This window comes from Knoellia sp. 3-2P3 (assembly GCF_029223115.1).
GTDB lineage: Bacteria > Actinomycetota > Actinomycetes > Actinomycetales > Dermatophilaceae > Pedococcus_A.
Window position 1 is genome coordinate 387,962 of record NZ_JARGZE010000003.1, and the last position, 25,132, is coordinate 413,093.

General features: G+C 72.8%; 26 protein-coding genes. 13 read left to right on the plus strand and 13 right to left on the minus strand.

The annotated features are described in order from the left end of the window. Window positions 1-100 precede the first annotated feature (100 nt). The 6 genes from P0Y31_RS11940 (at window position 101) to P0Y31_RS11965 (ending at window position 3,530) form a co-directional block, all read left to right on the plus strand. Complete coding sequence (locus P0Y31_RS11940) at window positions 101-256, plus strand: DUF6131 family protein (RefSeq protein WP_275869614.1); 156 nt, start codon at window positions 101-103, stop codon at window positions 254-256. A gap of 102 nt (window positions 257-358) precedes the next feature. After that, on the plus strand, window positions 359-673 hold the full coding sequence (locus P0Y31_RS11945; protein WP_275869615.1) for a hypothetical protein: 315 nt from the start codon (window positions 359-361) through the stop codon (window positions 671-673). Then, window positions 670-1,191 carry a hypothetical protein gene (locus P0Y31_RS11950; RefSeq protein ID WP_275869617.1) on the plus strand — a complete coding sequence of 174 codons (522 nt, stop codon included), beginning with the start codon at window positions 670-672 and terminating at the stop codon, window positions 1,189-1,191. The genes P0Y31_RS11945 and P0Y31_RS11950 overlap by 4 nt, the downstream gene beginning before the upstream one ends. A 10-nt stretch (window positions 1,192-1,201) precedes the next feature. Then, on the plus strand, window positions 1,202-1,972 hold the full coding sequence (locus P0Y31_RS11955) for a 5-oxoprolinase subunit PxpA (RefSeq protein WP_275869619.1): 771 nt from the start codon (window positions 1,202-1,204) through the stop codon (window positions 1,970-1,972). After that, a complete protein-coding gene (locus P0Y31_RS11960) occupies window positions 1,969-2,634 on the plus strand; it encodes an allophanate hydrolase subunit 1 (protein WP_275869621.1) in 666 nt (221 codons plus the stop codon). The genes P0Y31_RS11955 and P0Y31_RS11960 overlap by 4 nt, the downstream gene beginning before the upstream one ends. After that, the gene (locus P0Y31_RS11965; protein ID WP_275869622.1) at window positions 2,631-3,530 is read left to right on the plus strand and encodes a biotin-dependent carboxyltransferase family protein; all 900 of its coding nucleotides are present in this window, start codon (window positions 2,631-2,633) and stop codon (window positions 3,528-3,530) included. The genes P0Y31_RS11960 and P0Y31_RS11965 overlap by 4 nt, the downstream gene beginning before the upstream one ends. Before the next feature lie 336 nt (window positions 3,531-3,866). On the opposite strand, the gene P0Y31_RS11970 is transcribed toward P0Y31_RS11965, so the two are convergent. Next, a complete protein-coding gene (locus P0Y31_RS11970; protein ID WP_275869624.1) occupies window positions 3,867-5,192 on the minus strand; it encodes an HNH endonuclease signature motif containing protein in 1,326 nt (441 codons plus the stop codon). 249 nt (window positions 5,193-5,441) lie between these two features. Between P0Y31_RS11970 and P0Y31_RS11975 the strand changes: the two genes are divergently transcribed. Then, entirely contained in the window at window positions 5,442-5,942 is a 501-nt protein-coding gene (locus P0Y31_RS11975; RefSeq protein WP_275869625.1) for a DUF2505 domain-containing protein, read from the plus strand. A 114-nt stretch (window positions 5,943-6,056) separates the two neighbouring features. On the opposite strand, the gene pruA is transcribed toward P0Y31_RS11975, so the two are convergent. Continuing rightward, a complete protein-coding gene (gene pruA, locus P0Y31_RS11980) occupies window positions 6,057-7,685 on the minus strand; it encodes an L-glutamate gamma-semialdehyde dehydrogenase (RefSeq protein ID WP_275869626.1) in 1,629 nt (542 codons plus the stop codon). A 56-nt stretch (window positions 7,686-7,741) separates the two neighbouring features. Here pruA and P0Y31_RS11985 point away from each other — a divergent pair, with 56 nt between their 5' ends. After that, on the plus strand, window positions 7,742-8,563 hold the full coding sequence (locus P0Y31_RS11985) for an alpha/beta hydrolase (protein WP_275869628.1): 822 nt from the start codon (window positions 7,742-7,744) through the stop codon (window positions 8,561-8,563). 33 nt (window positions 8,564-8,596) lie between these two features. Here the strand turns inward: P0Y31_RS11985 and P0Y31_RS11990 are convergent, their stop codons facing one another. Genes P0Y31_RS11990 through P0Y31_RS12010 form a run of 5 tightly spaced genes read right to left on the minus strand, consistent with a single transcriptional unit; the run spans window position 8,597 to window position 13,771 of the window. After that, on the minus strand, window positions 8,597-9,361 hold the full coding sequence (locus tag P0Y31_RS11990) for a SprT-like domain-containing protein (protein WP_275869629.1): 765 nt from the start codon (window positions 9,359-9,361) through the stop codon (window positions 8,597-8,599). A 40-nt stretch (window positions 9,362-9,401) separates the two neighbouring features. Further along, complete coding sequence (locus P0Y31_RS11995) at window positions 9,402-10,892, minus strand: peptide ligase PGM1-related protein (RefSeq protein ID WP_275869631.1); 1,491 nt, start codon at window positions 10,890-10,892, stop codon at window positions 9,402-9,404. Between the two features lie 14 nt (window positions 10,893-10,906). Further along, window positions 10,907-11,329 carry a hypothetical protein gene (locus P0Y31_RS12000; RefSeq protein WP_275869633.1) on the minus strand — a complete coding sequence of 141 codons (423 nt, stop codon included), beginning with the start codon at window positions 11,327-11,329 and terminating at the stop codon, window positions 10,907-10,909. Beyond that, on the minus strand, window positions 11,326-12,336 hold the full coding sequence (locus P0Y31_RS12005) for a patatin-like phospholipase family protein (protein WP_275869635.1): 1,011 nt from the start codon (window positions 12,334-12,336) through the stop codon (window positions 11,326-11,328). Before P0Y31_RS12005 ends, P0Y31_RS12000 begins: the two co-directional genes overlap by 4 nt. Before the next feature lie 10 nt (window positions 12,337-12,346). Then, window positions 12,347-13,771, minus strand: coding sequence for a wax ester/triacylglycerol synthase family O-acyltransferase (locus P0Y31_RS12010; RefSeq protein ID WP_275869637.1), 1,425 nt, complete (start codon window positions 13,769-13,771; stop codon window positions 12,347-12,349). Between the two features lie 40 nt (window positions 13,772-13,811). Here P0Y31_RS12010 and P0Y31_RS12015 point away from each other — a divergent pair, with 40 nt between their 5' ends. Together P0Y31_RS12015 and P0Y31_RS12020 are read left to right on the plus strand one after the other, a co-directional pair. Continuing rightward, window positions 13,812-14,285 carry a hypothetical protein gene (locus tag P0Y31_RS12015; protein ID WP_275869639.1) on the plus strand — a complete coding sequence of 158 codons (474 nt, stop codon included), beginning with the start codon at window positions 13,812-13,814 and terminating at the stop codon, window positions 14,283-14,285. After that, a complete protein-coding gene (locus P0Y31_RS12020) occupies window positions 14,282-15,604 on the plus strand; it encodes a hypothetical protein (RefSeq protein WP_275869641.1) in 1,323 nt (440 codons plus the stop codon). Before P0Y31_RS12015 ends, P0Y31_RS12020 begins: the two co-directional genes overlap by 4 nt. A 24-nt stretch (window positions 15,605-15,628) precedes the next feature. Here P0Y31_RS12020 and P0Y31_RS12025 read toward each other — a convergent pair whose 3' ends face one another. Both P0Y31_RS12025 and P0Y31_RS12030 read right to left on the minus strand, forming a co-directional pair. Further along, window positions 15,629-16,915 carry a hypothetical protein gene (locus P0Y31_RS12025; RefSeq protein WP_275869643.1) on the minus strand — a complete coding sequence of 429 codons (1,287 nt, stop codon included), beginning with the start codon at window positions 16,913-16,915 and terminating at the stop codon, window positions 15,629-15,631. Continuing rightward, on the minus strand, window positions 16,912-17,583 hold the full coding sequence (locus P0Y31_RS12030) for a hypothetical protein (RefSeq protein WP_275869645.1): 672 nt from the start codon (window positions 17,581-17,583) through the stop codon (window positions 16,912-16,914). Before P0Y31_RS12030 ends, P0Y31_RS12025 begins: the two co-directional genes overlap by 4 nt. Window positions 17,584-17,820: 237 nt before the next feature. Here P0Y31_RS12030 and P0Y31_RS12035 point away from each other — a divergent pair, with 237 nt between their 5' ends. Beyond that, window positions 17,821-18,045, plus strand: a complete 225-nt coding sequence (locus P0Y31_RS12035; RefSeq protein WP_141777395.1) for a helix-turn-helix domain-containing protein — start codon at window positions 17,821-17,823, stop codon at window positions 18,043-18,045. 64 nt (window positions 18,046-18,109) lie between these two features. On the opposite strand, the gene P0Y31_RS12040 is transcribed toward P0Y31_RS12035, so the two are convergent. Next, on the minus strand, window positions 18,110-18,673 hold the full coding sequence (locus P0Y31_RS12040) for a hypothetical protein (RefSeq protein WP_275869647.1): 564 nt from the start codon (window positions 18,671-18,673) through the stop codon (window positions 18,110-18,112). Between the two features lie 156 nt (window positions 18,674-18,829). On the opposite strand from P0Y31_RS12040, the gene P0Y31_RS12045 reads away from it, so the two are divergent. Beyond that, entirely contained in the window at window positions 18,830-19,681 is an 852-nt protein-coding gene (locus P0Y31_RS12045; protein WP_275869649.1) for a hypothetical protein, read from the plus strand. 74 nt (window positions 19,682-19,755) lie between these two features. Further along, the gene (locus P0Y31_RS12050; RefSeq protein ID WP_275869651.1) at window positions 19,756-20,262 is read left to right on the plus strand and encodes an Rv3235 family protein; all 507 of its coding nucleotides are present in this window, start codon (window positions 19,756-19,758) and stop codon (window positions 20,260-20,262) included. 85 nt (window positions 20,263-20,347) lie between these two features. Here the strand turns inward: P0Y31_RS12050 and secA are convergent, their stop codons facing one another. From secA to P0Y31_RS12065, 3 genes are all read right to left on the minus strand, one after another. After that, on the minus strand, window positions 20,348-23,248 hold the full coding sequence (gene secA, locus P0Y31_RS12055) for a preprotein translocase subunit SecA (RefSeq protein WP_275869653.1): 2,901 nt from the start codon (window positions 23,246-23,248) through the stop codon (window positions 20,348-20,350). A gap of 171 nt (window positions 23,249-23,419) precedes the next feature. Next, window positions 23,420-23,725, minus strand: coding sequence for a GNAT family N-acetyltransferase (locus P0Y31_RS12060; RefSeq protein ID WP_275869655.1), 306 nt, complete (start codon window positions 23,723-23,725; stop codon window positions 23,420-23,422). Window positions 23,726-23,746: 21 nt separating this feature from the next. Further along, entirely contained in the window at window positions 23,747-25,090 is a 1,344-nt protein-coding gene (locus P0Y31_RS12065; RefSeq protein WP_275869657.1) for an MFS transporter, read from the minus strand. Between the last annotated feature and the right edge of the window lie 42 nt (window positions 25,091-25,132).

A 25,132-nucleotide genomic window follows, 5' to 3' on the forward strand; every position in this document is an offset into this window, starting at 1 on the left:
TGAGTCTTCGACGCGCGGATTACGGCAGGTCACACTAGGTTTCCGGAAAAGTTGGTGCCACAGTGGCACCACGTTCCTTACGGACAAAGGAGTAGAGCACGTGATCATCCTCGGCATCATCCTCGTCCTGATCGGCTGGCTCGCCAGCATCTCGATCCTCACGACCATCGGCATCATCCTCATCGTGGTCGGCCTGATCCTCGCCCTGCTCGGCGCCACCGGCCGCGCTGTCGGCGGACGCAAGTACTGGTACTGACGACGCGGGGCAGCGCCCCGCGTCCGGACACGACGGCCCTCGCCACCCACCTGTGTGGGTAACGGCGGGGGCCGTCGCCTGTGCGTCACTACAGTGACCCGTATGCCGTCGTCGTCCGTGGACCCCGAACGGCTCCTGGGGCTCGGTGCCACCCTCGAGAGCCTGCGCACCGTGGCGCGCGCCGGCGCCGAGGAGGTGCTCGGGCACTTCCCCGAGCTGGGCGACCGCCCCACCCAGAACGCGCTGGACGGACTGCTCGAGCAGCTCGCCGACACGTTGCGCGCCGTGGACGCCGAGGGCACCGAGCTGGCGGGTCGGCTGCGCATCGCCGCGACCTCACAGCGGGCGACCACCCGTCCGCCAGCCCCCGTCGCCGACGACGTCTCGGCACCGCCGCCCAAGGGGCTGTTCCGGTGACCGCCGCGCTGCACGGCGACCCCGCCTCGTGTTCGCAGGTGGGCGGCTCCCTGCGACGGCTGGCGGCCGACCTGCGCTCGGCCGGCGCGGCCTCCGGGCAGGCGCACACCCTGCTCGGCGAGGACTGGTCCGGACGCGTTGCCCGCAGCGTGGGTCGCCGCACCCGCACCCTGGTCGACGCCGCTAGCGCGGCCACGGAGGAGCTCGACCGGGTGGGCGCCCTGCTGCAGGACCACGCGACGGACCTCGCAGAGGCGCTACAGCAGGCTCGTGCCGTCGAGGAGGCGGCACAGCAGGCTGGGCTGGCCGTGGCGGACGGGAGGGTGGTGCCCCGCTGGGGTGTTGCCGGCGTCGCCGACGAGGAGGCCCTCGGTGTCCGCGAGGCCCGGCGCTCCGAGCTCCAGGCCCACCTCGACCACGCCGTGCTCCAGCTGACCCGGCGGCGCGCCCGGCTGACCGCCGCGCTCGAAGCCGCGCGCTCGGTGCTGGCCCACCACTCGGCAGCGTTGCGCGAGTAGCCTCGGAGCTGTGCAGAGCGGCCCCCGCATCGACCTCAACTCCGACCTCGGCGAGTCCTTCGGCCGCTGGGAGCTCGGCGACGACGAGGCCGTGCTCGCCATCGTCACGAGCGCCAACATCGCCTGCGGCTTCCACGCCGGCGACCCCGCCGGGCTGCTGCGCACCTGCGAGCAGGCCGCTGGGCGCGGCGTCGTGGTCGGCGCCCAGGTCGCCTACCGCGACCTCGCCGGGTTCGGCCGCCGGTTCATGGACGTCGAACCGGCGGAGCTGACCGCCGAGGTGGTCTACCAGATCGGGGCCCTGCAGGGGATGTGCGTGGCCGCCGGCACGACCGTGCGCTACGTCAAGCCGCACGGCGCGCTCTACAACGCCGTCGTGCACCACGAGTCGCAGGCCGCGGCGGTCGTCGAGGCGGTCCGCCGCTACGACCCGACGCTGGCCGTGCTGGGCCTGCCGGGCTCGGTGCTGCTCGACCTTGCCCGCGAGGCCGGGCTCCGCACCGTCGCCGAGGCGTTCGCCGACCGCGGCTACACCCCCGAGGGGACGCTGGTGCCGCGCACCCAGCCGGGCGCCCTGCTGCACGCCCCGCAGGAGATCGCCCAGCGCACCGTGCGGCTGGTCACCGAGGGCAAGGTCACCGCCGTCGACGGCACCGACATCGAGCTGAGCGCCGACTCGGTCTGCGTGCACGGCGACACCCCGGGAGCCGTCGCCATCGCGACGGCTGTCCGCGAGGCCCTCACGGCCGCCGGGGTCGAGATCAGCCCCTTCATCGCATGACCGCACCCGCCGTGCACGCGTGCGGCGACACCGCCCTGCTCGTCGAGGTGGCCGACCTCGGGCAGGTACTGGCCCTGCTCGAGGCCGTCGCCGACCGGCGTGAGGCAGGAGCCCTCACCGGCCTCGTCGACGTGGTGCCCGCCGCGCGCACCCTCCTGCTGGTCGCTGAGGGGCCGTCGCGCCTGCCGACGCTGCGCGAGCAGGTGCGCGAGCTCGTGGAGGAGTGGCGACCGCCGGAGCCCGGAGCACCCATCGCCACCCACGGTCCGCACGTGCGAATCATGGTGCGCTACAACGGCCCCGACCTCGACGCCGTCGCGTCGCTGACCGGCCTCAGCATTGCCGAGGTGGTCCGCGCGCACACGGGGATGGCGTGGACCGTCGGCTTCGGCGGGTTCGCCCCCGGGTTCTCCTACCTGGTCGGCGGTGACCCTCGCCTGCGCGTCCCACGGCACGAGGAGCCGCGCACGCGGGTGCCGGCGGGAGCCGTCGGGCTGGCCGGCGCGTTCAGCGGGATCTACCCCAGACCCTCCCCCGGTGGGTGGCAGATCATCGGCCAGACCGACGCCGTGCTCTGGGACGTCGGGCGCGAGCCACCGGCGCTGCTCCGGCCGGGTGGCACCGTGCAGTTCGTCGACATCGACGGTGAGGGTATGCCGTGACGGTCACCTCGGTCGGGCCGGCCCCGGCGCTGCACGCCGAGCTCGAGGTGCTCGAGACCGGGCCCCTCGCCCTGCTGCAGGACCTCGGCCGCCCCGGCCTGGCGGCATACGGGGTCGGGCGCTCGGGCGCGGCCGACCGCGGCGCGTTCCTCCTCGGCGCCCGGCTCCTCGGACAGGGACCAGCCCACGCCGCAGTCGAGGTGACCCACGGCGGGCTCGTGGTGCGCGCCCGCGGGAGCGTGACGGTCGTGCTCACCGGCGCCCCGGCCCTCGCCTCGGTCGACGGTCGTCCTGCGCCCCACGCCGCGCCCTTCCTCCTGCGAGCCGGGCAGACGCTTCGGGTCGGGCCGCCTGTCGCCGGGCTGCGCACCTACCTGTCGGTGCGGGGCGGCTTCGCCGTCGAGCCGGTGCTGGGGTCGCGCTCCACCGACATCCTCTCCGGCATCGGCCCCCCGCCGCTGCGCCCCGGCGACGTGCTGCCCGTGGAGCCGCCCGTGGGCGAGCCGACCGTCGACGTGGCCCCGGTGGCCCCTCCCACCGACGGCGTCGTCGTGCTGCAGGCGGTGCTGGGCCCCCGTGCCGACTGGCTGGCCGACCCCACAGCCCTGGACGAGCAGACGTGGACGGTCTCGTCGCGCAGCGACCGGGTCGGCCTGCGCCTGGAGGGGACCGCGCTGGCGTGGCACCCCGACCGGGCCGACGACGAGCTGCCGAGCGAGGGCGTCGTGCGCGGTGCGGTGCAGGTGCCCGCGGGTGGGCAGCCGGTGCTCTTCCTCGCCGACCACCCGGTGACCGGGGGCTACCCCGTGGTGGCTGTGGTCGTCGAGGCCGATGTCGACCGTGCCGCGCAGGCCGTGCCCGGCCAACAGCTCAGGCTGCGCCTCCAGCAGCCCTAGATCAGCGGCTGCCCGAGCCGCCTGGATGGTCGATCGCAGCGCGACGCGCAGCCAGATCCGGTCCAGGTCGTGTGGGTAGGTGTCGACCAGAGTGTCGGGCACGTCGCCTGCCAGACCTGTGCCCCACGCGCTGCCCGCAGTGCCGAAGTGGAGGAGCTCTTCATGTCGTCGCGCGGCGAACCCCGTGATGTGGTGCGTCAGGCGTCCCGGACCCCGCTACGGCGCGCGAAGCAGATCCGATCGTCAACAGGGGACATCCTGTAGGACCTCCGGCCCGCCGAGCGCCCCCAGGCATGCAGATGGCCCCGCCGGCGGTCGGCGGGGTGTGGGGCGGGGTCACGCTGGCTCGGTCTCGGTGTTGCAGGCGGCGCGTCTCGCGAGGAGCTCGTCGTAGGAGCCTCGGGTGAGGTCCCACTCGACCCGCTCCCCGTGCGCGTCGCGGACGACGCGACCGGCGTGGCGGCGGTTGTGCACGATGGTGTGGTGCCGCTCGCACAGCAGGGCGGCGTTGCCCAGGTGCGAGAGGCCGAGGTCTGCCCAGTGCACAAGGTGGTGGGCGTCCGCCCACTGCGGCGGGGGGTCGCAGCCGGGGTAGGTGCAGCCGCCGTCGCGGAGCCAGAGCCGTTTGGTCTGGGCGTCGGTGAAGTACCGCTTCTCCAGGCCCCAGTCCATGACCTCACCCTTGCCGTTCAGGACGATCGGGATGACGGAGCCGTCGCAGCACAGCCGCCGGACTGTTTCCGGGGCGAGGTGCATGCCGGCGTCCAACCCGCCGAGGGTCGTCGCCGCGCCGAGCCCGGCCTTGAGGTCGTCGTAGCTCATGGTCAGCAGCAGGGTCGTCTTGTTCGTCTCGCCCACCTCGTCCCCGGCCGCCACCGCCCGCCGCACCAACGTCACCAAGGCGTCGCCGCGCCTGCGGTCGCTGGAGCGCAGGTCGCGCTCCCCGTCGACCGGCTTCGGCGCCGACAGCGGCCCCAGCGCGGCCTCCAACACCGCCTTGCCCTCGACGTCGAGGGTCAGCCGGTACTCGAACGTCTCCGCGCCGGTGTCCCGCGGCTGGGACAGCGAGATGAACGCCTTGCCCAGGTTCTGCTGGTCCTGCAGTACATCGGTCAGCCCGTAGCGGGCCAGCATCGCCGGGCGCAGCTGCCGGCAGGCCCGCGGGCCCTGTTCGGCGGCCAGACCGACCAGCCCCTCCAGCACGTGCGGTTCGGCGCCCTCGGCCAGCAGCGGCCGCAGCTTCTCGAACTCGGACACGACCGCGGCAGCGGAGGTCACCGGCAGCCGCCCGGTGTCCACCGCCTCCTTCACCGGGGCGTTGACCCGCTTCTGGAACGCCTGCGCCACGCTGACGATCGCGCCCGCCCCACCGGCCCTCGTCGACGGCGCGTGATGCCTGACCCACTGCACCGTGGTCATCGCCGCCGGCCCACCGGAGGTCTCCCCACGCTCCATCGCCTCACCGACCACCGCCACCCGGCCCGCATCGCACGCCATGCCCAGCGCGTCCACCTCGCTCAACAACCCAGCCAGGCCGTCCGGACCACCGCCCGACGGCGTCTGCCACATCACCTCACCGAGCGCGGACAGCGAGGAGCGAGCAGCCGCGATCCGTTCGCGGTGCTCGGCCAAGGTCAGGCCGTGGCTCAGGTTCTCCTCCATGACCACAACATAGAGGCAAGCACCGACAGCCCAGCTGGACCCCAAAGCGACGGAACCCGCTGTGGCACAATGGTTTTGACGGCATACAACAGCACGCACCGCAAGCCCGGATTCGGCTCCTGTGGACAACGTGACCACCCACGACGCCCTGTGGACAAGCAGTGCTCGGCAGGCCGCGCAGGAGCCGGACACCCCGGCCGTGGTTACGATCGACGACGGACCCACCCGCCCCCAACGTCTGGAGTGTCAGTGAAGATCTCGCACACCGTCGAGTTCCCCGCCCCGCCCCACGAGGTCTTCGAGATGCTGGCGGAGCCGCGGTTCCAGGAGGCCAAGTGCGGTGCGACCGCGGCGCTGGAGCACGCCGTCTCGGTCGAGCTGTCGGGCGACCGCACCATCATCAAGACCGAGCGGTTGCTGCCGACGCACGGCTTCCCCGACTTCGCGAAGTCGATGGTGGGCGAGACCCTCAAGGTGGCCGAGACCCAGGACTGGGGTCCGGCGATGCCAGACGGCAGCCGGGAGGGATCCATCAAGCTGCACATCCACGGCGCCCCCATCACGCTGGGCGGCAAGCTCCGGCTCCAGCCGGGCGGTGCCGGCACCGTCCAGCACATCGACGCCGACCTCAAGGCTCACGTGCCGCTCCTCGGGGGCAAGATCGAGAAGGCCGCGGCCCCGCCGATCGAGGCCGCCATCGAGATCGAGCACCAGACCGGCGTGAAGTGGCTGAGCGGCGAGCAGGGCTGAGCCACACGGCATACCGCGTCACACCCCGCACGGCCGGACACGGCGAGAGGGCCTGGAGCCACTGCGGTTCCAGGCCCTCTCGGCATTCGCGGGCGCCCCGTCAGGGCGGCGCGCTCAGCCCATGTGCGGGTACTCGTGCGCGGTCGGCGGGTTGAACGTCTCCTTGATGGAGCGCGCCGAGGTCCAGCGCAGCAGGTTCTGCGCGGCGCCCGCCTTGTCGTTGGTGCCGGAGGCGCGACCGCCGCCGAACGGCTGCTGGCCCACGACGGCGCCGGTCGGCTTGTCGTTGACGTAGAAGTTGCCGGCGGCGAAGCGCAGGCGCTCGGTCGCGTCGGCGATGGCGACGCGGTCCTGGGCGATGATCGAGCCGGTCAGGCCGTAGGGCGCGAACGACTCCATCTGGTCGAGCACCTTGTCGTACTGGCGGTCGGGGTAGACGTGCACCGACAGGATCGGCCCGAAGTACTCCGTCCTGAACGACTCGTCGGTCGGGTCGGCGATCTCGAGCACCGTGGGGCGCACGAAGTACCCCTCGCTGTCGTCATACTTGCCGCCGGCGACCACGTCGACACCTGAGGTGGCGTGCGCCCGGTCGATCGCGGCCGCGTGCTTGCCGAACGCGCGCTCGTCGATGACCGCGCCCATGAAGTTCGACAGGTCGGTGACGTCACCCTGCTTCAGGCCCTCGGTGATCGAGACCAGGTCGGCCTTGATGCGCTTCCACAGCGACTTCGGCACGTACGCCCGCGAGGCGGCCGAGCACTTCTGGCCCTGGTACTCGAAGGCGCCGCGGATCATCGCGGTGCGCAGCACGTCGGGGTCGGCGGAGGGGTGGGCGAGGATGAAGTCCTTGCCGCCGGTCTCCCCCACCAGACGCGGGTAGGTGCGGTAGGTGGTCAGGTTGGCGCCGACCTCCTGCCACAGGTGCTGGAAGGTGGCGGTCGAGCCGGTGAAGTGGATGCCCGCGAGGTCGGGATCGGTGAGGGCGACCTTCGAGACGTTGATGCCGTCGCCGGTCACCATGTTGATGACGCCGGGCGGCATGCCGGCGGCCTCGAGCAGCTCGAGGGTCAGCTGCGCCGCGAACTGCTGGGTCGGCGACGGCTTCCACACCACGGTGTTGCCCATCAGCGCGGGGGCGGTCGGCAGGTTGCCGGCGATGGCGGTGAAGTTGAACGGGGTGATCGCGTAGACGAAGCCCTCGAGCGGGCGGTGGTCGGTGCGGTTCCAGATGCCCTTGGAGTTGAGCAGCGGCTGCTCGGCGAGGATCTGGCGCGCGAAGTGCACGTTGATGCGCCAGAAGTCGATGAGCTCGCAGGCCGCGTCGATCTCCGCCTGGTAGGCGGTCTTGGACTGGCCCAGCATGGTCGCGGCGTTGAGCCGGGCGCGCCACGGGCCGGAGAGCAGCTCGGCGGCCTTGAGGAGGATGGCGGCGCGGTCGTCGAAGGAGAGCGCGCGCCAGCCGGGGGCGGCGGCCTTGGCGGCATCGACGGCCGCGCGGGCGTCGTCGACGGTGGCGTTGCGCATGGTGCCGAGGACCTTGCGCTTGGCGTGCGGCTGGCGCACGTCGATCCTCTTGCCCGTGCCCATCAGCCGCTTGCCAGCGATGGTGTGCGGCAGGTCGATCCGGTCGCTGCCGAGCTCGGCGAGCGCCACCTCGAGGGCGGCCCGCTCGGGGCTGCCGGGCGCGTAGTCGAGCACCGGCTCGTTGACGGGGGCGGGCACCTGGGTGACGGCATCCATGGGTGGCGACTCCTAGAGGGTCTCTCGGCGGTGAGTGCGCCCCTATGGTGTCACGTATGCCGCCACTGGAGTTTCCGCCCGAGCTCACCGTCCACGACTTCGGGGGGCCGGAGGGAGCCACCACGCTGGTGCTCATGCACGGGCTCACCGACTCCGGTGAGTGCTGGACCGACGCGGCGGCCCGCTGGGTGCCGCGCTACCGGGTGCTCGCCTGGGACGCCCGCGGCCACGGGACGTCGGCGCGGTTCACGCGTGAACAGCTCGACGCCGGCGTCGGCGAGACGATGCTCGCCGACGCGGTGGTGCTGCTCGAGGCCCTGCGCGAGCAGGGGGTCGAGCGACCGATGCTCATCGGTCACTCGATGGGCGGCGGCACCGCCGGCTCGGTCGCGGCCACCCGGCCCGACCTCGTGCGCGCCACGGTGCTCGAGGACCCCGCGCTGGGCGAGGACCCCACCGAGTCGATGGACGACCGGCTGCTCGTGGGCGACCAGCGGGTGACCGACGCGCAGGAGTGGCACGACGACCCGGAGGGTGCACTGGCCAAGGGGATGGCGGACAACGAGGGCTGGCCGCCTTCGGAGTATGCCGGCTGGGCCAGGGCCAAGACCCGGACCGACCTCGCGATGCTCGCCACCGGCCAGGCGCGCGTCCGCCGCACGTGGCAGGAGGTGGCGTCCGAGATCGCCGTCCCGTCACTGGTGCTCACCTGCGACGACCCGCTGCTGTGGGACGACGCGAAGCGCGATGAGCTGCGGGGCCTGGGCAACCCGAACCTGCAGGTGGAGAAGGTCGACGGAGCCGACCACTGCATCCGCCGGTCGAAGCCGGACGCCTTCCACCGCCTGGTCGACCCGTGGCTGGAGCAGCACGCCTGAGCTCACCGCTCGCCGTGCGCTGGCTGGGCTGGTCTACGCCGCCTCGACGAGCGGGAACGGCACGGTGAGGATGCCGGCCGGCACCTTGAGGTGGTAGCGCGTGCGGCCGCGCTTGACCACCTCGCCGACGACGCCGTAGTACTTGCCCGGCGCCAGGCAGCGGGCCCGGGTGCCGGGTGCCAGTCGAGCCACCGCCTTCGTGCCTGCCGGCCCGGGCTGGCGCGGCTGTCCCAGCGCAGCCCCGGCCGCACCCCAGAGGTCGGTCGCGCCGGCCCGTGCCGCCGCGGCCTCCGCCTCCCGCCGCCGCACGGCGGCCAGCTGCGCTTCGTAGGACGCCGACATCGCCACGGCGCGGCCGCGGTAGGTCCACGCGAAGAGGTGGCGCAGGTCGAACGACGGCCGGCATCGGGAGCATGACTGGGGCCGCTGCGGACGGCGGTGCCGGTGCACCTCGTGCCCGGCAGGACAGGTGCCGAGCCAGTCGCCGGCCACCTTCGGGGCGTCGGGGGGCACGCACCGCTGCCCGGTGCACCCGATCTTCACAGCGGTGGCCCGCCACACCTCGTCGTGCCGGTGCTTCGGCCCCACGAGGGCGTGCGCGATCTCGTGGAGGATGGTGTCGCGCACGTCGGCCTCGGAGTGCAGCCGCGTCAAGGGGCCGCTCAGGGTGATCAGCCGCTTCCCGTAGTGGCACGCGCCGGCCCTGGTCTTGGCGCGGTCGAGCCCCACCGTCCAGCCCCGCAGCCCGTGCGCGGCGACCAGTTCGCGGGCCAGGGCGAGGGCGTCGCGGGTCTGCATGGGCGCCTCCTGGTGAGCCGGGGATGACAGACCCTGAACTCTAGGCGGACCCCCCGACAACGATGGTTCGAGCTCGCCGGGCGGCGCCCGTGATGGCGGCTTGGGCCTCCTGCGCCAGCGCGGTGGCCTCCTCCGGCGAGCCCGCGATGGCCGTGAGCCCGCACCTGCCGTCGATGCCCAGCCCCGACAGCATGTGCAGCACGACCCCCGACCTCGTCGAGTCGGAGAAGTCCACCCGCGCCGCAGCGACCGCGTCGATGGCCGCATCGGCCCGCAGCCCCAGCCAGGCCGGGTCCAGAAGGTTGTCCGTCGAGGAGTAGCACCGGACCCCGCCCTGCTCGGCCAGCCACTGGCCGTGGACGGGGTCGTAGCGACCGGGCACGAGGTGCCGCAGGGCCGTCAGGGGGTGTGTGGTGCCGCCCTTGCGCAGGTTCACCTCGATGGCCAGCACGTCCCACTCCTCCCGCCGGACGGCCACGAAGTCCACGCTCAGACGCCCGCGGGCACCCAGCGCGGCCAACCGGGTGCCCACGGCGTCGGCGTAGGCGGCCAGCACACCGGTGTACTCGGGGTTCGCCGGGAAGGTGCACCCGGCATACACCTGGCCGGTCTCCCCGGAGAGCACCTGCTCGTGGGTCGCGGCCACCGAGACCGACCCGTCCGGGGCCACGTCGACCTGCGCGCTGGGGCTCGCGAAGGGCTGGCCGGACACCAGCTCCTCCACGACCCCGCCGCCCAACAGGTCGAGGCGGTACCACTGGGGGATGGCCTGCTCCAGCAGCTCGGCGAGGGCAGGGCCGTTGACCGCCCGCCCCCCGAGGTCGCGGATGCCCACCACGATGTTGCCCTCGCCCGAGCCGCTGTTGTCGTGCTTGATGACCACGCCACGGGCGTTCGGGCAGGTCTCGATGATGTCGGTGACGGCATCAGCCACCTCCTCGACCGTGCGCACGCCCTCGCGACCAGCCGGGACGGGGACACCGCTCTCGCGGAAGACGCGACGACCGGCGCTCTTGAAGGCCACCGGCCACAGGTCGGGAGGCGTGCCGTTGAGCGGCAGACCGAGCCGTTCGGCGACGGCGACCTCGGTGGTGGTGACGTTCCAGGGCTCGATCATCGCCGGGCGCCCGGCCACGACTTCGCCGATGCGCGACAGCGCCAAGGGGCTCTCGAGGAGCTTCTCGGCCACGGGCCGGGCCGACAGGTCCTCGACCGCCACCACGTGCACCCGCGCGCGCACGCCGGCCTGCAGGTGCGAGGGCACCAGGCCCGCGTAGTAGTCCAGGACGGCGGAGCCGGGGTGGGTGGAGCAGACGAACACGAGCTCGCAGCCGGGGACCCGGGCGAGCATGAGCATCTCGGTCAGGTACCGGTGTTCCAACGACAGCAGGCGCGGCCCGTAGTGCTTGAGCATGCTCTGCGAGACGTTGAGCGAGGGCAGCACAACCACGACGTGCTCGGTGGTGCACCCGGGCCGGTTCAGGGCCCAGACGGCACCGAGGCCGTCCTGCAGGACATGGAGTGGGTCCATGTGCCCTCCAGCTTCTACATGAGACGCGCGACCTCGTCGAGCTCCGTCGCGTCGTACCAGAGCAGGTCCTCCGCCCCGTCCGCGTTCGGGAGCTCGTCGATGTGGAAGGAGACGATGCGCCGAAGCGGCACCGCCTCCCCCACGTCAACGGACGAGAGGGCACCAGCCTCCCCGCCCGCCATCACCGAGTCCGCCTCGACGTCGGCCGCCGCCACCACCCGCTTGGCGCCCGGCGTCTCCCTCAGCTCCGAAGCCGCCTCGACTGCGTCGCACAGCGCGGCGTACTCCCACTCCTCCTCGTCCCCCGTCGGCATGGAGCGCTCCAGCCGTGCCGTCACCGCGAAGGCCGCCAGCGGCGTCCCGGTGAGCGTGCGCGTCCGGCTCAGCTCGCGCAGGCGCGAGGCGTTCAGCGGCACGTAGATCCGGGTCTGGCTCATCCCACATCCTCGAAGTCGGTGGCGTCCGGCAGGGGCGCCGGGTCGCGCAGGGAGTGCGCCGATGTTCGCAGGGACGTCTCGATGACGCGCGGCCGCCGCCCCACGTCCATGAGGTTGGCGCCGAACGCCTCGAGGTCCTCCTCGCCCGGACCGAGCACGGTGACGTGGGTCCCCTCCCGGTGCACCCGGCGCAGCTCGCGCAGGCAGCGCTGGGTCACCCGGTTGCGCCACTGCCGCTCCACCCGGGTCCGCCAGTGCTTGGGCGCGTCCTGGACGAAGCTCACCGAGGGCGCCAGCACGTAGACCTCGTCGAGGCCCAGGCCGGCCATCAGGTCGAGGTTGGTCGACGACCACGCCCCGCCGTCGATGTAGCGGCGCTCGCCCAGCCGCACCGGCTGGTACCAGCCCGGGATGGCGCACGAGGCCATCACCGCCGACGACAGCGGCGCGGGAGGAGCGCCCTCGCGACCGAACGCCACCCGCTGACCGGCATCGAAGTCCAGCGCCACGACGCACACCCCGTCGCGGGGCGCCCAGGCGCCCCCGGCCACCCAGGAGACGAGCGCGCCCACCGCCTCGATGCTGCCCCGGCCCTCGGGCACGATCGCGGACAGCACCGCGGTCGGCGGGAGCTGGCGCAGCTGGCGGGCGTTGGCGCGCAGCAGCTCCGGCGAGCCGAGGCTGACCCGCGGCCGCGGCGGCCGGTCGCCGCCGGTGTCGCGGTGGTAGTCCCACTCGTAGCCCGCGAGCGGCCCCACGTCGATGGCGCCCTCGAGCTGGTGGCGCACGAGGTCTCCGACCGAGACCCCGCAGCCGAGCAGCGCCGTGAGCACCGCGCCGGCCGATGTGCCGACGTACTCGTCGAAGTGGCGGGCGTCCATGCCCAGCTCGTCCTCGAGCGCCTTGAGCGCCCCCACCGTCCACGCCGCGCCTAGCACGCCCCCGCCGCCCAGCACGAGCCCCCGCCGAGGGCGTCCGGCGTCGGTGGGAACGAGCTCGGTGCTCACGGCGTCCCGCCTACCGCTGGCTCGACTTGCTCTCGAGGAGCTCGCCGAGGGAGTCGACGACTCCCTGGCCGAGCACGTCGATGTCGGGCATCGCGTCACGGTCGGCGTTGAGGCCGTAGTAGACGCCGCCGTCGTAGGAGGTCAGGCCGATCGACAGCCCCTGTCCCTTGGCGAGTGGCATCACGGGGTAGGTGGCCACCATCTTGGCGTCGCCGGCATACAGGGCCTGCTGCGGGCCGGGGACGTTGGTGATGACGACGTTGAACAGCCGCCGCGACACGGCGCTGCCGAGGCGGGCACCGAGGGAGTGCAGCGTGGGCGGGGCGAAGCCGGCGAGCTCGGCGAGCGAGTCGGCGCCCACGGCCTGCCCGCCCTCCATCTGCTGGCGCATCGCGAAGGCGATCTGGTGCAGCCGCATGGAGGCGCCCGGCTCCCCCACCGGCAGGTCGACGAAGCAGGCCTTCAGGCGGCTGCCCACGTGGTGCGTCTGCTCCTCGTCGTAGACGCTCACCGGCACCATCGCCCGCACCGTCGTGCCCGAGTGCACGGCCTCGCCGCGGGTGAGCAGCCACGAGCGGAAGGCGCCGGAGATCGTCGCGAGGATGACGTCGTTGATGGTGACGTCGTCGGCGTAGTTGCCGCGGGCCAGCTTGCTGCGCACCTTCTTGTAGTCGTCGAGGTCGGTGCCGATCATCACGTAGCGGCGGGCCTCGCCCACCGAGGCGTTGAGCGGCGAGGTGGGCGCCGGCCGGGTCGCGGTGCGCGCGATCGTCGACACGACGTGGCCGGCCGCCGACAGGGCCCTGCCGCCGACCGCCTTCAGGTCGACGATGCCGCCACGCACGTTCTCGACGATCTCGCTGGGGCGGCGCACGGCGTCGACCAGCGCCCCGGTGAGCAGCTCGATGTCGCTCGGCTCGTGCGAGGGACGCCACGTGTCGGTGACCAGGCCCTCGGCCGCCGGGTCGTCGTCGACGATGACGTGGGCGATGTCGACCGCGTGCACCCCGTCGACCAGCGCCTGGTGCGACTTGGTGACGATCGCGAAGCGCCCGTCCTCGAGGCCCTCGACGAGGTAGACCTCCCACAGCGGCCGGTGCCGGTCGAGGGGACGCGGCTGGATCCGGGCGACGAACTCCTGCAGCTGCTCGTCGGTGCCTGGGCGGGGCAGGGCCGACCGGCGCACGTGGTAGGTGACGTCGAAGTCCTCGTCGTCGACCCACACCGGATTCGCCAGGCGCCCGGGGATCTGCCGGATCCGCTGCCGGTAGCGCGGCACGAAGGCGATCCGCTGCGAGATCAGCTGCACCAGCCGGTCGTAGTCGAAGCCGTCGTCCGGGGGGTCGAACACCATGACCGAGCCGACGTGCATGGGCGTGGTCGCATCCTCCAGGTAGAGGAAGGACGCGTCGAGCGAGCTCAGGCGGTCGGGCACGCGTCCATGGTGTCAGATCGCGCTGTCTAGACTGCAGCGCGTGACGAAGATGACCCTCTCAAGGGGCACCTGGTATGCCGCGGGGGCGGCGCTGGCGCTCGCCGTCACCGCCTGCGGGGGAGGCTCCGGCTCGCCTGCCGCGAGCGGCAGCCCGAGCCCGTCGGCCACCTCGTCGAGCCCGGCCGCCACGGCCACGACGCCGCCGTCGGCCAAGACCCCGACCACTCCCCCACCCGCGAACGACACCCCGGCGGGCCGGACCATCGAGGTCACCATCACGGGCAAGAGGGTCACCCCGGCTCCCGCCACGATCGACCTGAAGGTCGGCGAGAAGCTCACGCTCATCGTCACCAGCGACCACGACGACGAGATCCACGCCCACGGCTTCGACGTCACCGGCACGCTCAAGGCCGGGACGCCCTCGACCGTCACGGTGACGGGCACCGAGCCGGGCGTCTTCGAGGTCGAGACCCACGAGCCGCCCCTGATGCTCATGAGGCTCGCCGTCCGATGACGGCCCTCCCGACGGTGCTGCCGGCGCACGGTGTTGGCTCGCGGCAGGACCTGCCCCTGCCCTTCGACCTGCTGCTGATCGGTGCCGGCCTGGCCCTGGCGATCTCGTTCGTGGCCCTCGGGGTGCTGTGGAAGCAGCCCCGCCTGCACCGCACCGACGGCCGCCTGCTGCCCCCGGCCCTGGCCCTCGCCCTCGACTCCCCCTTCGTCCGGGGCGTCTTCGCCGCCCTCTCCCTGGCCCTGACGGCGTGGACCCTGCTGGCGCTGTTCTTCGGCAAGGACGACGCCAACAACCCGGTCCCCTACGTCGTGTACGTGTACCTGTGGGTCGGCCTGGGCCTGTTGTCGTTGGTCTTCGGGCCGATCTGGCGGGTGCTCAACCCGGTGCGGCACCTCCACCGCGGGGTGCTGGCGCTGGCCCGGGTCTCCCCCGACTTCTCCCTCGCGCCCTACCGCCTCGGCTGGTGGCCGGCCACCCTGGGCCTGTTCGCCTTCACCTGGCTCGAGCTCATCGCCCCCGACAACACGACCCTGCCCGTGCTGCGGGTGGCCATCGTGGGCTTCCTGCTCGTCTCGCTGCTGCTCGCGCTCGTGTTCGGCCGCGACTACTTCGCCACCGGGGACCCGTTCGAGGCCTGGTCGGGTCTCTACGGCTCGCTCAGCCCGCTCGGCCGCCGGGCCGACGGACGGTGGGTGCTCCGCACGCCCCTGCACGGGCCGAACGAGATCGCCGCGCGCCCCGGGCTCGTCGCCACGACGTCGGTCATGCTCGGCGGCACCGCCTACGACGGGTTCTCGTCGGAGACGTGGTGGTACACCTTCGTGCAGTCCTCCGACCTGCCCGGCCGGCTGTGGCAGACCCTGGCCCTGGTCGTGCTGTGCCTGCTCGTGGCCGGGATGCTCTGGGCCGCCGCTGCGTTCTCGGCCCTGCTCGCGAAGATGCCAGCGCGCGGCCTGGCCACCGCCTTCGCCCCCTCGCTGGTGCCCATCGCGGCGGGCTACCTCGTCGCGCACTACTGGTCGCTGTTCGTCTACGAGGGGGTCAACGGACTCGCCAAGCTGTCCGACCCGCTGGGCACCGGCGCCAACTGGCTGGGCACCGCCGGGCTGGAGCCGAGCCTGGCCCTGATCGAGCCGACCCTCGTGGCGACCATCCAGGTCGTCGGCATCATCACCGGCCACCTGCTCGGCGTCGTCGTGGCGCACGAGCGTGCCGTCGCCCTCTTCCCCCGCCGCGTCGCGGTCACCGGCCAGGTGCCGCTGCTGGTGCTGATGGTGCTCTACACCGTCGGCGGCCTCACGCTGCTCTTCTCGGCGTAGGCGCAGCGACCGGCGACCGCACCGTCAGCGACGGCGCCGGCCTCCAGCCGGGTCGGGTGCGGCCACGCCACACCGGGCCGCCACGGCGGCCATCGCGCGGCGCAGATCGGACTGCGGCGCGAACTCGCGCAGCGTCCTGCCGGCGAACAGGGCCCCGTCGAGCGTGTGCTGGTCCCAGGGCAGGAAGAGCAGGTCGTCCATCCCCGAGAACCGGCTCAGCGCCTCACTGATGCGCCGCTCCGGCCGGCTGCCCACCGCCGAGGCGCGCACCTTGTTGACCACCACCTGGGGTTTCGGCGAGGGGATGCTGCCGACGTCCTGCACCCCGCGCACCAGTCGCTGGAGCCCGATCGGGTCGGCGCTGCCCACCACCAGAAGGTCGTCGGCCTGCTCCAGTGCGGTCAGGGTGGCGGCGTTGCGGCGGGGCGCCAGGGTGTCGTAGCTGAGCTCCTCGTCGTCCTCGATGGCGAAGCCGCAGTCGACGACCACGACCTCCGCCAGCTGCCGCGCGACGGTGAGCACGTGCTCCACCGCCGGGGCGCGCAGCTCCGGCCACCGCTCCGCACGGGGTATGCCGGTCAGCACCCGCAGGCGCGGGCTCACCTCGGGCGCGAGCCGGGCCAGCGCGGGGAGGTCGAGGGCACCCTGGTCGGCTGCGCGGGCTGCGGCCGCCATGCCCGGCGCCTCGTCGAGCAGCGACAGGGCCTGCGCGATGGACGAGCCATAGGTGTCGCAGTCCACGAGGAGCGTGCGCGAGCCGGCGGCGGCCGCCTCTGCCGCCAAGCCGAGGGCCACCGTGCTGCGGCCCGGCGCACCGGTGGGCCCCCAGACCGCGATGACGCGGCACTGCTCCACGGGCCGCCACGTGTCGCCGTCCGGCTGCTCGCCGAGACCGTCGCGGTCGCCGTCCGGACTTGCACCGGGCTCGCCGGTGCCTGGCTCGGCTCCCGGGACCTCCGCCGCCTCGAGCCCGACGAGGGCGTCCTCGATCTCGTGGGGTGCGGCGTCGGCCCGCACCACGACGTGGAGGCCGAGCTGGCGCAGGTGCCGCTCGGCGGCCTCGTCACCCGGCGCAACGACGCCCGCCGCACGCACCCCGTGGCTCGCCAGGTGGTGCAGCGCCGCCCGGTCAAGGGCTCGCAGGTCGGCGGAGACCACCGCGACGTCGGCCAGGCCTGCCGAGGCGGCGGCCAGCAGGTCGGCAAGGTCGGCGCACCGGCGCACGACCGTCAGCCCGGGAGCCGACTCGAGGGAGGTGACGAGCTCGCTCTCCCACTGGTGGCTGACGGCGGTGAGGACCGCCGTGCTCACTGGTCCCCGCCCAGCCGCGACCCGGGCACCGGCACGAGGGTGACCCTGGCGCCGAGGTCGACGTCGCCGATGAGGTCGCGGATCCGCTCCGTGGGCACCATCACCTGCACCGCACGCTCGGCCTGCGAGCCGCTGAGCCGCCCACCGGCCTGCGGCAGCCCGGCCACGGTGGCCGACTCGAGCGCGAGCCGCGCGCCCTCGAAGTCGCGCCCTGCCGCGTCGCCCTCGGGGTTCACCGGGTTGACGTAGACGTCGACCACCGAGCCGACGACCAGCGGCGCGGCCGAGCGGGAGTCGACGACGAGAGTGAGCGGTTGGAGGTCGACGTCCTCCTTGCCGCCGATCGCCGACAGGGGTACCAGCTCGCCGGGACGGACCTCGCGCAGCACGTGGGCGCCGGGCGGCAGCGGCGACGAGGCGGAGAGGTAGCGCTCCCCGCGGTCCCCGAGCTGGACGCCGACGCGGGTGAGTCGATCCGCGCTGAGCGGCTGGCCGGGGACCAGCTGGCCCGACGCGGCATACATGGGCACGCGGTCGTCGGCGGCCGCCACGGTCAGCGACCCCAGCACTGTGGCGGCGAGGACCAGCAGGATGCCGACCAGCAGACGGGTGTCCCTCCACGACGGCTTCTGCAGGCGCGCGGCCCTGGGCGTGGCGATGTCGGGCACGACGTGGCTCCCCCTTGCTGACTGGCTGCGGTCTGGTGCGTCATCATGGCGCACCGGGCCACGCTGCGGCTCGTCCAGTCCACAGTGGCGGGGATGTCCACAGGTCGTGACCGTTCAATGCGGTGAAATCGCGGTGATGCGAGACTGACGACAATCAGCAGACGCAGCCGAACGCTTATGGTAAAAATTTGGTCAAGGACGGGTAACCTCCTGTCCAAGGGAAAGGCAGGGGCAGCCGTGACCAAGCGCTTCATCCAGCTCTCGGAGGTCTCCGAGGTGCTCGACATCTCCTCCGCCCAGGCATACGCCCTTGTCCGCTCCGGCGAGCTGCCCGCCATCAAGGTCGGCGGCCGAGGGCAGTGGCGCGTCGAGGTGTCCGAGCTCGAGAGCTACATCCAGCGCATGTACGACGAGACGAAGAGCTTCGTGGCGGCGCACCCCTTCGGCCAGAACCCGGAGTGAGGCGGGCGCGCCACGCCCGCCACCCTCGCGCCGACCCGACCCGCCCCTCGCCGGGCGGGTCTCGTCATTCCAGGGAGGCCGGACCGCCGGCCGGGCGCAGGCACGCCACGGCCGAGAACGGCACCAGGAGCCGGCCCGTGACGTTGGCCGCACGCCTGGGCTCCTCAGGCGCGTGCTCGCTGAGGTCGAAGCAGTCCGACCCGACCGCGTCGATGGTGCCGGTCGCCACGGCGCCGGCCACGTCGGTGAGCGCCACCACCGCACGGTCACGACTCAGCCCCCGCAGGGCGTAGCCGAGGCCGAAGCGCCTCCCAAGGGCCGACTCCGACGCCCGGGCGCCGACTCCCGTCACGGCTGTCACTGCGGCCAACGGCACCAGGGCGGCACGCCCCAGCTCGCCGGCGAGCAGCAGCCACCCGTCGCCGACGTCGGCCACGACGCCGGCCAGCGGCGGGCCGGCGACCAGGCGCAGGCCGACCGGGTCACCGACCGAGGCGGCCAGGCGCTCGTACAGCCCCACGGTCGCCCGCTCGCGCCGCGTGCGGTCCGCGACCTCCTGGTCCAGGTCGCGGCGAGCCTCCGCCTCCCACTGCCCCTCGAGGTCGGCGAAGAGCCGCTCCCAACGCATGACACCCCCCGATCTGTCGCCGGCCTGCAGCGGCGCTCGGCGCCCTGCCGAGGCGGTCGAAGCCTAGCCTCGCGAACGCACCCCTTGCCAAACGCAGGCAAACGTGCATGAATGCATATGAACGCAAACGCAGGCAAACGAACACTGGGGACACCAATGCGGGGAGCGCAATTCGGCAGGGTCATCGGAGCGGGCATCGGCATCCCTCTCGCCGGGGGCTGGCTGGGCGTGGTGGCGGTGTCGCTGGTCCGGGAGGTGGGGGCACCCCCACCCGCGAGCCCGGAGGAGGCCCTGACCCTGGTGGCGGCGCTCGGCGGGGCCGTGGTCGCGACGTGGCTGTGGGCGGGTCTGGTCCTCGCCCTGCTCGGTCACCTGCCGGGGCGGGTCGGCCTCTGGTGCCGCCGGGCGGCGGAGCAGACGGTGCCGCGAGCGGTGCGCCGCCTCGCCGCGGTGGTCGTCGGCGCGAGCCTGGCCGGCGCCCTCGCACCCGGCACCGCCCTCGCCGAGGGCACCGGGACCTCCGCCGACGCCGGCACGGCCGCGTCGCCGGCGTTCCGGGCCACTGGGCTGCCGCCCGGCCCTCATGCCCCAACCACATCGAGCTCCACCCCAACGTCCGCCCCCATCCCCTCGTCCACCGCGCCGTCACCCGGCTTCGGCTCCTCCCGGGTGCCCGCTGAGAAACCGTCCGCTGCCGGTGGCGAGGTCCCTGCGCCGCCCGCACCGGGATGGACCCCGAGCCGCCCACCGGTGCGCCCCCAGCCGTCGACCCGGCTGGTGTCGACCGCCCCGCCGGCCGGGGAGCGCCCCGATGTCGTCGTACGCCGTGGAGACACCCTGTGGGACCTCGTACGCCACCACCTCGGCCCCGATGCGACCGACGCCGAGGTCGCAGCGGAGTGGCCACGCTGGCACGAGGCGAACCGCGCAGTCATCGGGCCCGACCCCGGCCTCCTCCTGCCGGGCCAGGTGCTCCGCGCGCCCGCCGCGACCGGAGCCCTCCGTTGAGCGCGGCCAGGAACCCTGCTGCGCAGACAGGCAGCGGACCCGCACGACCCGGCCCTGCCCTGCAGCCGATCCGGGTGCTGCCCATCCCGCAGCCGCGCCCTGCGGTGCTCCCCCAGACCACCCCCGGCAGCTCCGGCGCCCTGCCGCCCGACAGCGCGCGGGGCGGCCCCCGCTACATCCAGGACGCCTTGGCGGTGGACTTCGCCTCGGCCAGCGACGAGCAGCTCTTCGGGCCGCAGGCCACCGGCCGCAGCGGGCTGCCCGACCCGGTCCACTGGGCCGGGCACCTGGCACAGGCGGTGGTCGAGGTGATGTCGGGACTGCGGCAGCCGCCGCAGATACTGCGCTGGACCACGCCCGAGGTCTACGCCGTGGTCGCGCGTCGCGGGGCCGTCTCGGCGCGCCGCGGCTCGACGGCCGCCCGCCGCGCCGTGGTCCGCAGCGTGCGGGTGTGCGAGCCCGCCGACGGGGTCGCCGAGGCTTGTGCGGTGGTGCTCGACGGCCCGCGTGTCAGGGCGCTGGCGATGCGGCTCGTCGGCGTCGACGGCCGCTGGCGCATCGAGGCGCTCCAGGTCGGCTGACCAGCTGAGGTCGGCTGACCTGCTGCGGCAAAGGTGAACGCGCCGGCAGCTGCCGGCGCGTTCACCCTGCTGTTCGGGGGGACCCTCAGGCCTTTGCCCCGTGGCACATCTTGAACTTCTTGCCCGAGCCGCAGGGGCAGGGCGCGTTCTTCGGGGTCTCGTCGAGCTGCTCCTGCGTCAGGGTCGCTCCGGTGGAACCCACGTCGCGGACCTCGACGCCACCCTCGGCGGTGGGAGCCGAGTAGTGCAGCTGCGACGCGCGCACCGGCTGCTCGAGGCCCTTGGCGCGGATCTCGATGCGCTCGCGCTCGGCCCGCTCCTCCTCGCTCTCCCCCGCGGGGGCGGCGGCGAGGACGTCCTCGCCCACCGGAGCGGCCTCGGCCGCCAGGCTGGGCTCCTCTGCTGCGGCGGCGATGCCCGAGCCGGCCAGCATGTCGGAGACGCTGACGGGGGCGACGGCCGGAGCCGGCTTCTCCACCTCGACGTTGACGTTGAAGAGGTAGCCGACCGACTCCTCCTTGATCGACTCCATCATCGCCTGGAAGAGCTGGAAGCCCTCACGCTGGTACTCCACGAGCGGGTCGCGCTGGGCCATCGCGCGCAGGCCGATGCCCTCCTGCAGGTAGTCCATCTCGTAGAGGTGCTCGCGCCACTTGCGGTCGAGCACCGACAGCACGACGCGGCGCTCGACCTCGCGCATGACCTCGGCGCCGAGCTCCTCCTCACGGGCGTCGTAGGCGTGGTGGGCGTCGGAGAGCAGCTGCTCGCGCAGGACGTCGGCGGTCAGGGCGCTGCGGCCGCCCGCGGCCTCCTCGACATCCTCGGGGGTGACCGACACCGGGTAGAGCGTCTTCAGCGCGGTCCAGAGGCGCTCGAGGTCCCAGTCGTCGGGGAAGCCCTCTGCCGTCTCGGCGTCGATGTAGCCGTTGACGACGTCGTTGACGAAGTGGCGGATCTGCTCGTGCAGGTCCTCGCCCTCGAGCACCCGGCGGCGCTCGTCGTAGATGACGGTGCGCTGGCGGTTGAGGACGTCGTCGTACTTGAGGACGTTCTTGCGGATCTCGAAGTTGCGGCCCTCGACCTGGCCCTGCGCGCTCTGGATCGAGCGCGTCACGAGCTTGGACTCGATCGGGACGTTGTCGTCCATCTTCGCGGTCGTCATGAACCGGTCGACCATCGCCGCGTTGAACAGGCGCATGAGGTCGTCCTGCAGGGACAGGTAGAACCGGGACTCGCCCGGGTCGCCCTGACGGCCGGAGCGACCGCGCAGCTGGTTGTCGATGCGGCGCGACTCGTGGCGCTCGGTGCCGAGCACGTAGAGGCCGCCGAGCTCGGTCACCTCGTTGTGCTCCGCGGCCACGGACTCCTCGGCCTTGGCGAGCGCGTCGTCCCAGGCGGCCTCGTACTCCTCCGGGGTCTCGACCGGGTCGAGGCCGCGCTGCTTGAGGGTGGCCACGGCCATGAACTCGGGGTTGCCGCCGAGCATGATGTCGGTGCCTCGACCGGCCATGTTGGTGGCGACGGTGACGGCGCCCTTGCGACCCGCCTGGGCGACGATCGCGGCCTCACGCTCATGGTGCTTGGCGTTGAGGACCTCGTGCGGGATGCCCTTGCGGCGCAGCTGGTCGGAGAGGTACTCGCTCTTCTCGACGCTGACGGTGCCGACGAGCACGGGCTGGCCCTGCTTGTGCTTCTCGACGATGTCGTCGACCACCGCGGAGAACTTGGCCTCCTCGGTGCGGTAGACGAGGTCGGCCTGGTCCTTGCGGATCATCGGCCGGTTGGTCGGGATCGGCACGACGCCGAGCTTGTAGATCGAGTGCAGCTCGGCCGCCTCGGTCTGGGCGGTGCCCGTCATGCCCGACAGCTTGTCGTACATGCGGAAGTAGTTCTGGAGGGTGATCGTGGCCAGCGTCTGGTTCTCGTTCTGGATCTCGACGCCCTCCTTCGCCTCGATCGCCTGGTGCATGCCCTCGTTGTAGCGGCGGCCGGCGAGGAGGCGGCCGGTGTGCTCGTCGACGATGAGGATCTCGCCGTTCATGACGACGTAGTCCTTGTCGCGCTTGAACAGCTCCTTGGCCTTGATGGAGTTGTTCAGGTAGCCGATGAGCGGGGTGTTGACCGACTCGTAGAGGTTGTCGATCCCGAGGTAGTCCTCGACCTTGGCGATGCCGGCCTCGAGCACGCCGACGGTGCGCTTCTTCTCGTCGACCTCGTAGTCGCCCTCGCCGGACTCGAGCTCGCCGCGCTTGAGCATCTTGGCGATCTTGGAGAACTCGGTGTACCACTTCGTGGCGGCGTCGGCGGGGCCGCTGATGATGAGCGGGGTGCGGGCCTCGTCGATGAGGATGGAGTCGACCTCGTCGACGATGGCGAAGTGGTGGCCGCGCTGGACGAGCTCCTCCATCGACCAGGCCATGTTGTCGCGCAGGTAGTCGAAGCCGAACTCGTTGTTGGTGCCGTAGGTGATGTCCTTGGCGTACTCGGCCCGGCGCTGCTCCGGGGTCATCGAGGCCAGGATGCAGCCGGTCTCGAGGCCGAGCAGGCGGTGCACGCGGCCCATGAGCTCGGACTGGTACTCCGCGAGGTAGTCGTTGACGGTGACGACGTGCACGCCCTTGCCGGTCAGGGCGTTGAGGTACGACGGCAGCGTCGCGACGAGGGTCTTGCCCTCACCGGTCTTCATCTCGGAGACGTTGCCCAGGTGGAGGGCGGCGCCACCCATGAGCTGCACGTCGAAGTGCCGCTTGCCCAGGGTGCGCTTGGAGGCCTCGCGCACGGCGGCGAAGGCCTCGGGCAGGATGTCGTCGAGGGTCTCCCCGTCGGCGAGGCGCTTACGGAAGACATCGGTCTCGGCGCGCAGCTCGGCGTCGGTCAGCTTCTCGAAGTCCTCCTCGATCGCGTTGACCTGGGCAGCGACGCCCTGCAGCTTCTTGAGGGTGCGTCCCTCACCAGCTCGCAGCAGCTTTTCGACGATCTTGACCACGCAGTATCTCCTGGAGTTTGCGGCCGTCCTCGTCAGACGGCCCCGCCTAGGTTAGTCGAGTCGGCCGGCGCGGTGTGACCCCCCACACCATGCGCCCCTCAAGGCGCAACGCCCCGGCCCCGCGGGCCGGTTCCCACCACCGTATGTCGGGTGGCACGCACCGGGCGCCGCTCAGGCCTGCGGCGCGCCCTCGAGCAGGTGCTGGTAGTCGGGGTGGCGCCCGATCCAGGCCCTGATGAACGGGCAGACCACCTTGATCCGGCGGTCGCCGCGCGCGATCGCGTCGTCCAGGACGCCCTTGGCGAGAGCCGATCCGACGCCCTGTCCCTCGTAGGCGGGGTCGACCACGGTGTGGGTGAACGTGATCACCGTGGAGGTGAGGGTGTACTCCGCGAAGCCCGCGAGCGCGCCGTCCACGTGCGCCTCGTACCGGCTGGCCTCGTCGTTGCGGGTGATCACGGTGTCGGTGTGCGCCATGGGCCCCATTCAACACACCCGTCAGGAGGGCCGCTCCCCGGCACCCTCGAGAGCCGGCCGCGGCTGCGGTCCGGCGGGCTCCCTGCCTGCGCCCGTCGTCCGGGCGATGGCCAGGCAGGCGACCGCGGCACCGAGGCAGAGCGCGCCGGCCGTCAGCCAGGCGGCCAGGTACTCCCCCGTCGAGCTGCGGACCCAGCCGGCGTAGCTGGCGGCGACCCCGGCGCCGACCATGTGCGAGGCGAAGACCCAGCCGAACACCACGCTCGAGCGCGCGACGCCGAAGTGCCGACGGCACAAGGCGATGGTCGGCGGCACCGTGGCCACCCAGTCGAGCCCGTAGAAGACGATGAAGAGGAACAGGTTGGGGTGCACCTGCGGGCCGAGCAGCGACGGCACGGCCAGGAGCGCCAGGCCACGCAGGCTGTAGTAGCCGAAGAGCAGGTAGCGCGGGTCGACCCGGTCGGTGAGCCAGCCGGAGGCCACGGTGCCGACGATGTCGAAGATGCCGACCAGCGCCAGCAGCCCGGCCGCGGTGGTCTGCGGCATACCGTGGTCATGAGCGGCAGGGATGAAGTGGGTGCCGATGAGGCCGTTCGTCGACCAGCCGCAGATCCAGAAGGTGCCCACCAGGATCCAGAACGTGCGGCTCGCCAGGCTGTCGCGCAGGGTCTGCACGGCCATCCGGGCGGGTGATGCCGCCCGCGGCGCGAGCTGCGCCTGGCTCTCACCCATCTCGTGCGGCTGTGCGCCGAGGGGGTGGGTGCCGACGTCGTGCGGGTGGTCGGCGACGACGAACAGCACCACGGGCACGAGGAGCACCGCCGCCACGGTGGTGACCAGCGCGGCATACCGCCAGCCCGGCCCGGTGGCGAGCGCAGCGATGCCCGGCAGGAACACCAGCTGGCCCGTGGCGTTGGCGGCGCCGAAGATGCCGGTCACCAGCCCGCGACGGTTCTCGGCGAACCAGCGGTTCGCGACAACCGCCCCGAGCACGAGCGCCATGGCCCCGGTGCCGACGCCGACCGCAAGCCCCCAGAGCAGCCACAGCTGCCACGCCTCGGTCATGACGAGGGTCAGGCCACTGCCGGCCGCCACGAGCAGGAGCGCGCCGCTCACCACCCGGCGGATGCCGAACCGCTCCATGAGGGCTGCTGCGAAGGGTGCGGTGAGGCCGTAGATGACGAGGTTGGCGCTGACGGCTCCGGACGTGGTGGCCCGCGACCAGCCGAACTCGCTCTCCAGCGGCTCGAGCAGCGCCCCCGTGGACGAGCGGAACCCGGCCGCGGCCACCAGGGCCCCGAGCACGACCAGCGCCACCCACCAGGCACGGTGGATGCGGCGACGGCGACCGGCGGTGGTGGGCACCGGCGGAAGATAACGCGCGCCACGGCTGGGGCGACAGGCGTA

Excerpts from the sequence above, each read along its gene's own strand:
- pruA (WP_275869626.1), bottom strand. The coding sequence starts at position 7,685 with ATGGATGCCGTCACCCAGGTGCCCGCCCCCGTCAACGAGCCGGTGCTC.
- P0Y31_RS12060 (WP_275869655.1), bottom strand. The coding sequence starts at position 23,725 with ATGGCGCACACCGACACCGTGATCACCCGCAACGACGAGGCCAGCCGG.
- P0Y31_RS12020 (WP_275869641.1), top strand. The coding sequence starts at position 14,282 with ATGACGGCCCTCCCGACGGTGCTGCCGGCGCACGGTGTTGGCTCGCGG.
- P0Y31_RS11970 (WP_275869624.1), bottom strand. The coding sequence starts at position 5,192 with ATGGAGGAGAACCTGAGCCACGGCCTGACCTTGGCCGAGCACCGCGAA.
- P0Y31_RS12040 (WP_275869647.1), bottom strand. The coding sequence starts at position 18,673 with ATGCGTTGGGAGCGGCTCTTCGCCGACCTCGAGGGGCAGTGGGAGGCG.
- P0Y31_RS11960 (WP_275869621.1), top strand. The coding sequence starts at position 1,969 with ATGACCGCACCCGCCGTGCACGCGTGCGGCGACACCGCCCTGCTCGTC.
- P0Y31_RS12045 (WP_275869649.1), top strand. The coding sequence starts at position 18,830 with ATGCGGGGAGCGCAATTCGGCAGGGTCATCGGAGCGGGCATCGGCATC.
- P0Y31_RS11945 (WP_275869615.1), top strand. The coding sequence starts at position 359 with ATGCCGTCGTCGTCCGTGGACCCCGAACGGCTCCTGGGGCTCGGTGCC.
- P0Y31_RS11995 (WP_275869631.1), bottom strand. The coding sequence starts at position 10,892 with ATGGACCCACTCCATGTCCTGCAGGACGGCCTCGGTGCCGTCTGGGCC.
- P0Y31_RS12000 (WP_275869633.1), bottom strand. The coding sequence starts at position 11,329 with ATGAGCCAGACCCGGATCTACGTGCCGCTGAACGCCTCGCGCCTGCGC.
- P0Y31_RS11985 (WP_275869628.1), top strand. The coding sequence starts at position 7,742 with ATGCCGCCACTGGAGTTTCCGCCCGAGCTCACCGTCCACGACTTCGGG.
- P0Y31_RS11990 (WP_275869629.1), bottom strand. The coding sequence starts at position 9,361 with ATGCAGACCCGCGACGCCCTCGCCCTGGCCCGCGAACTGGTCGCCGCG.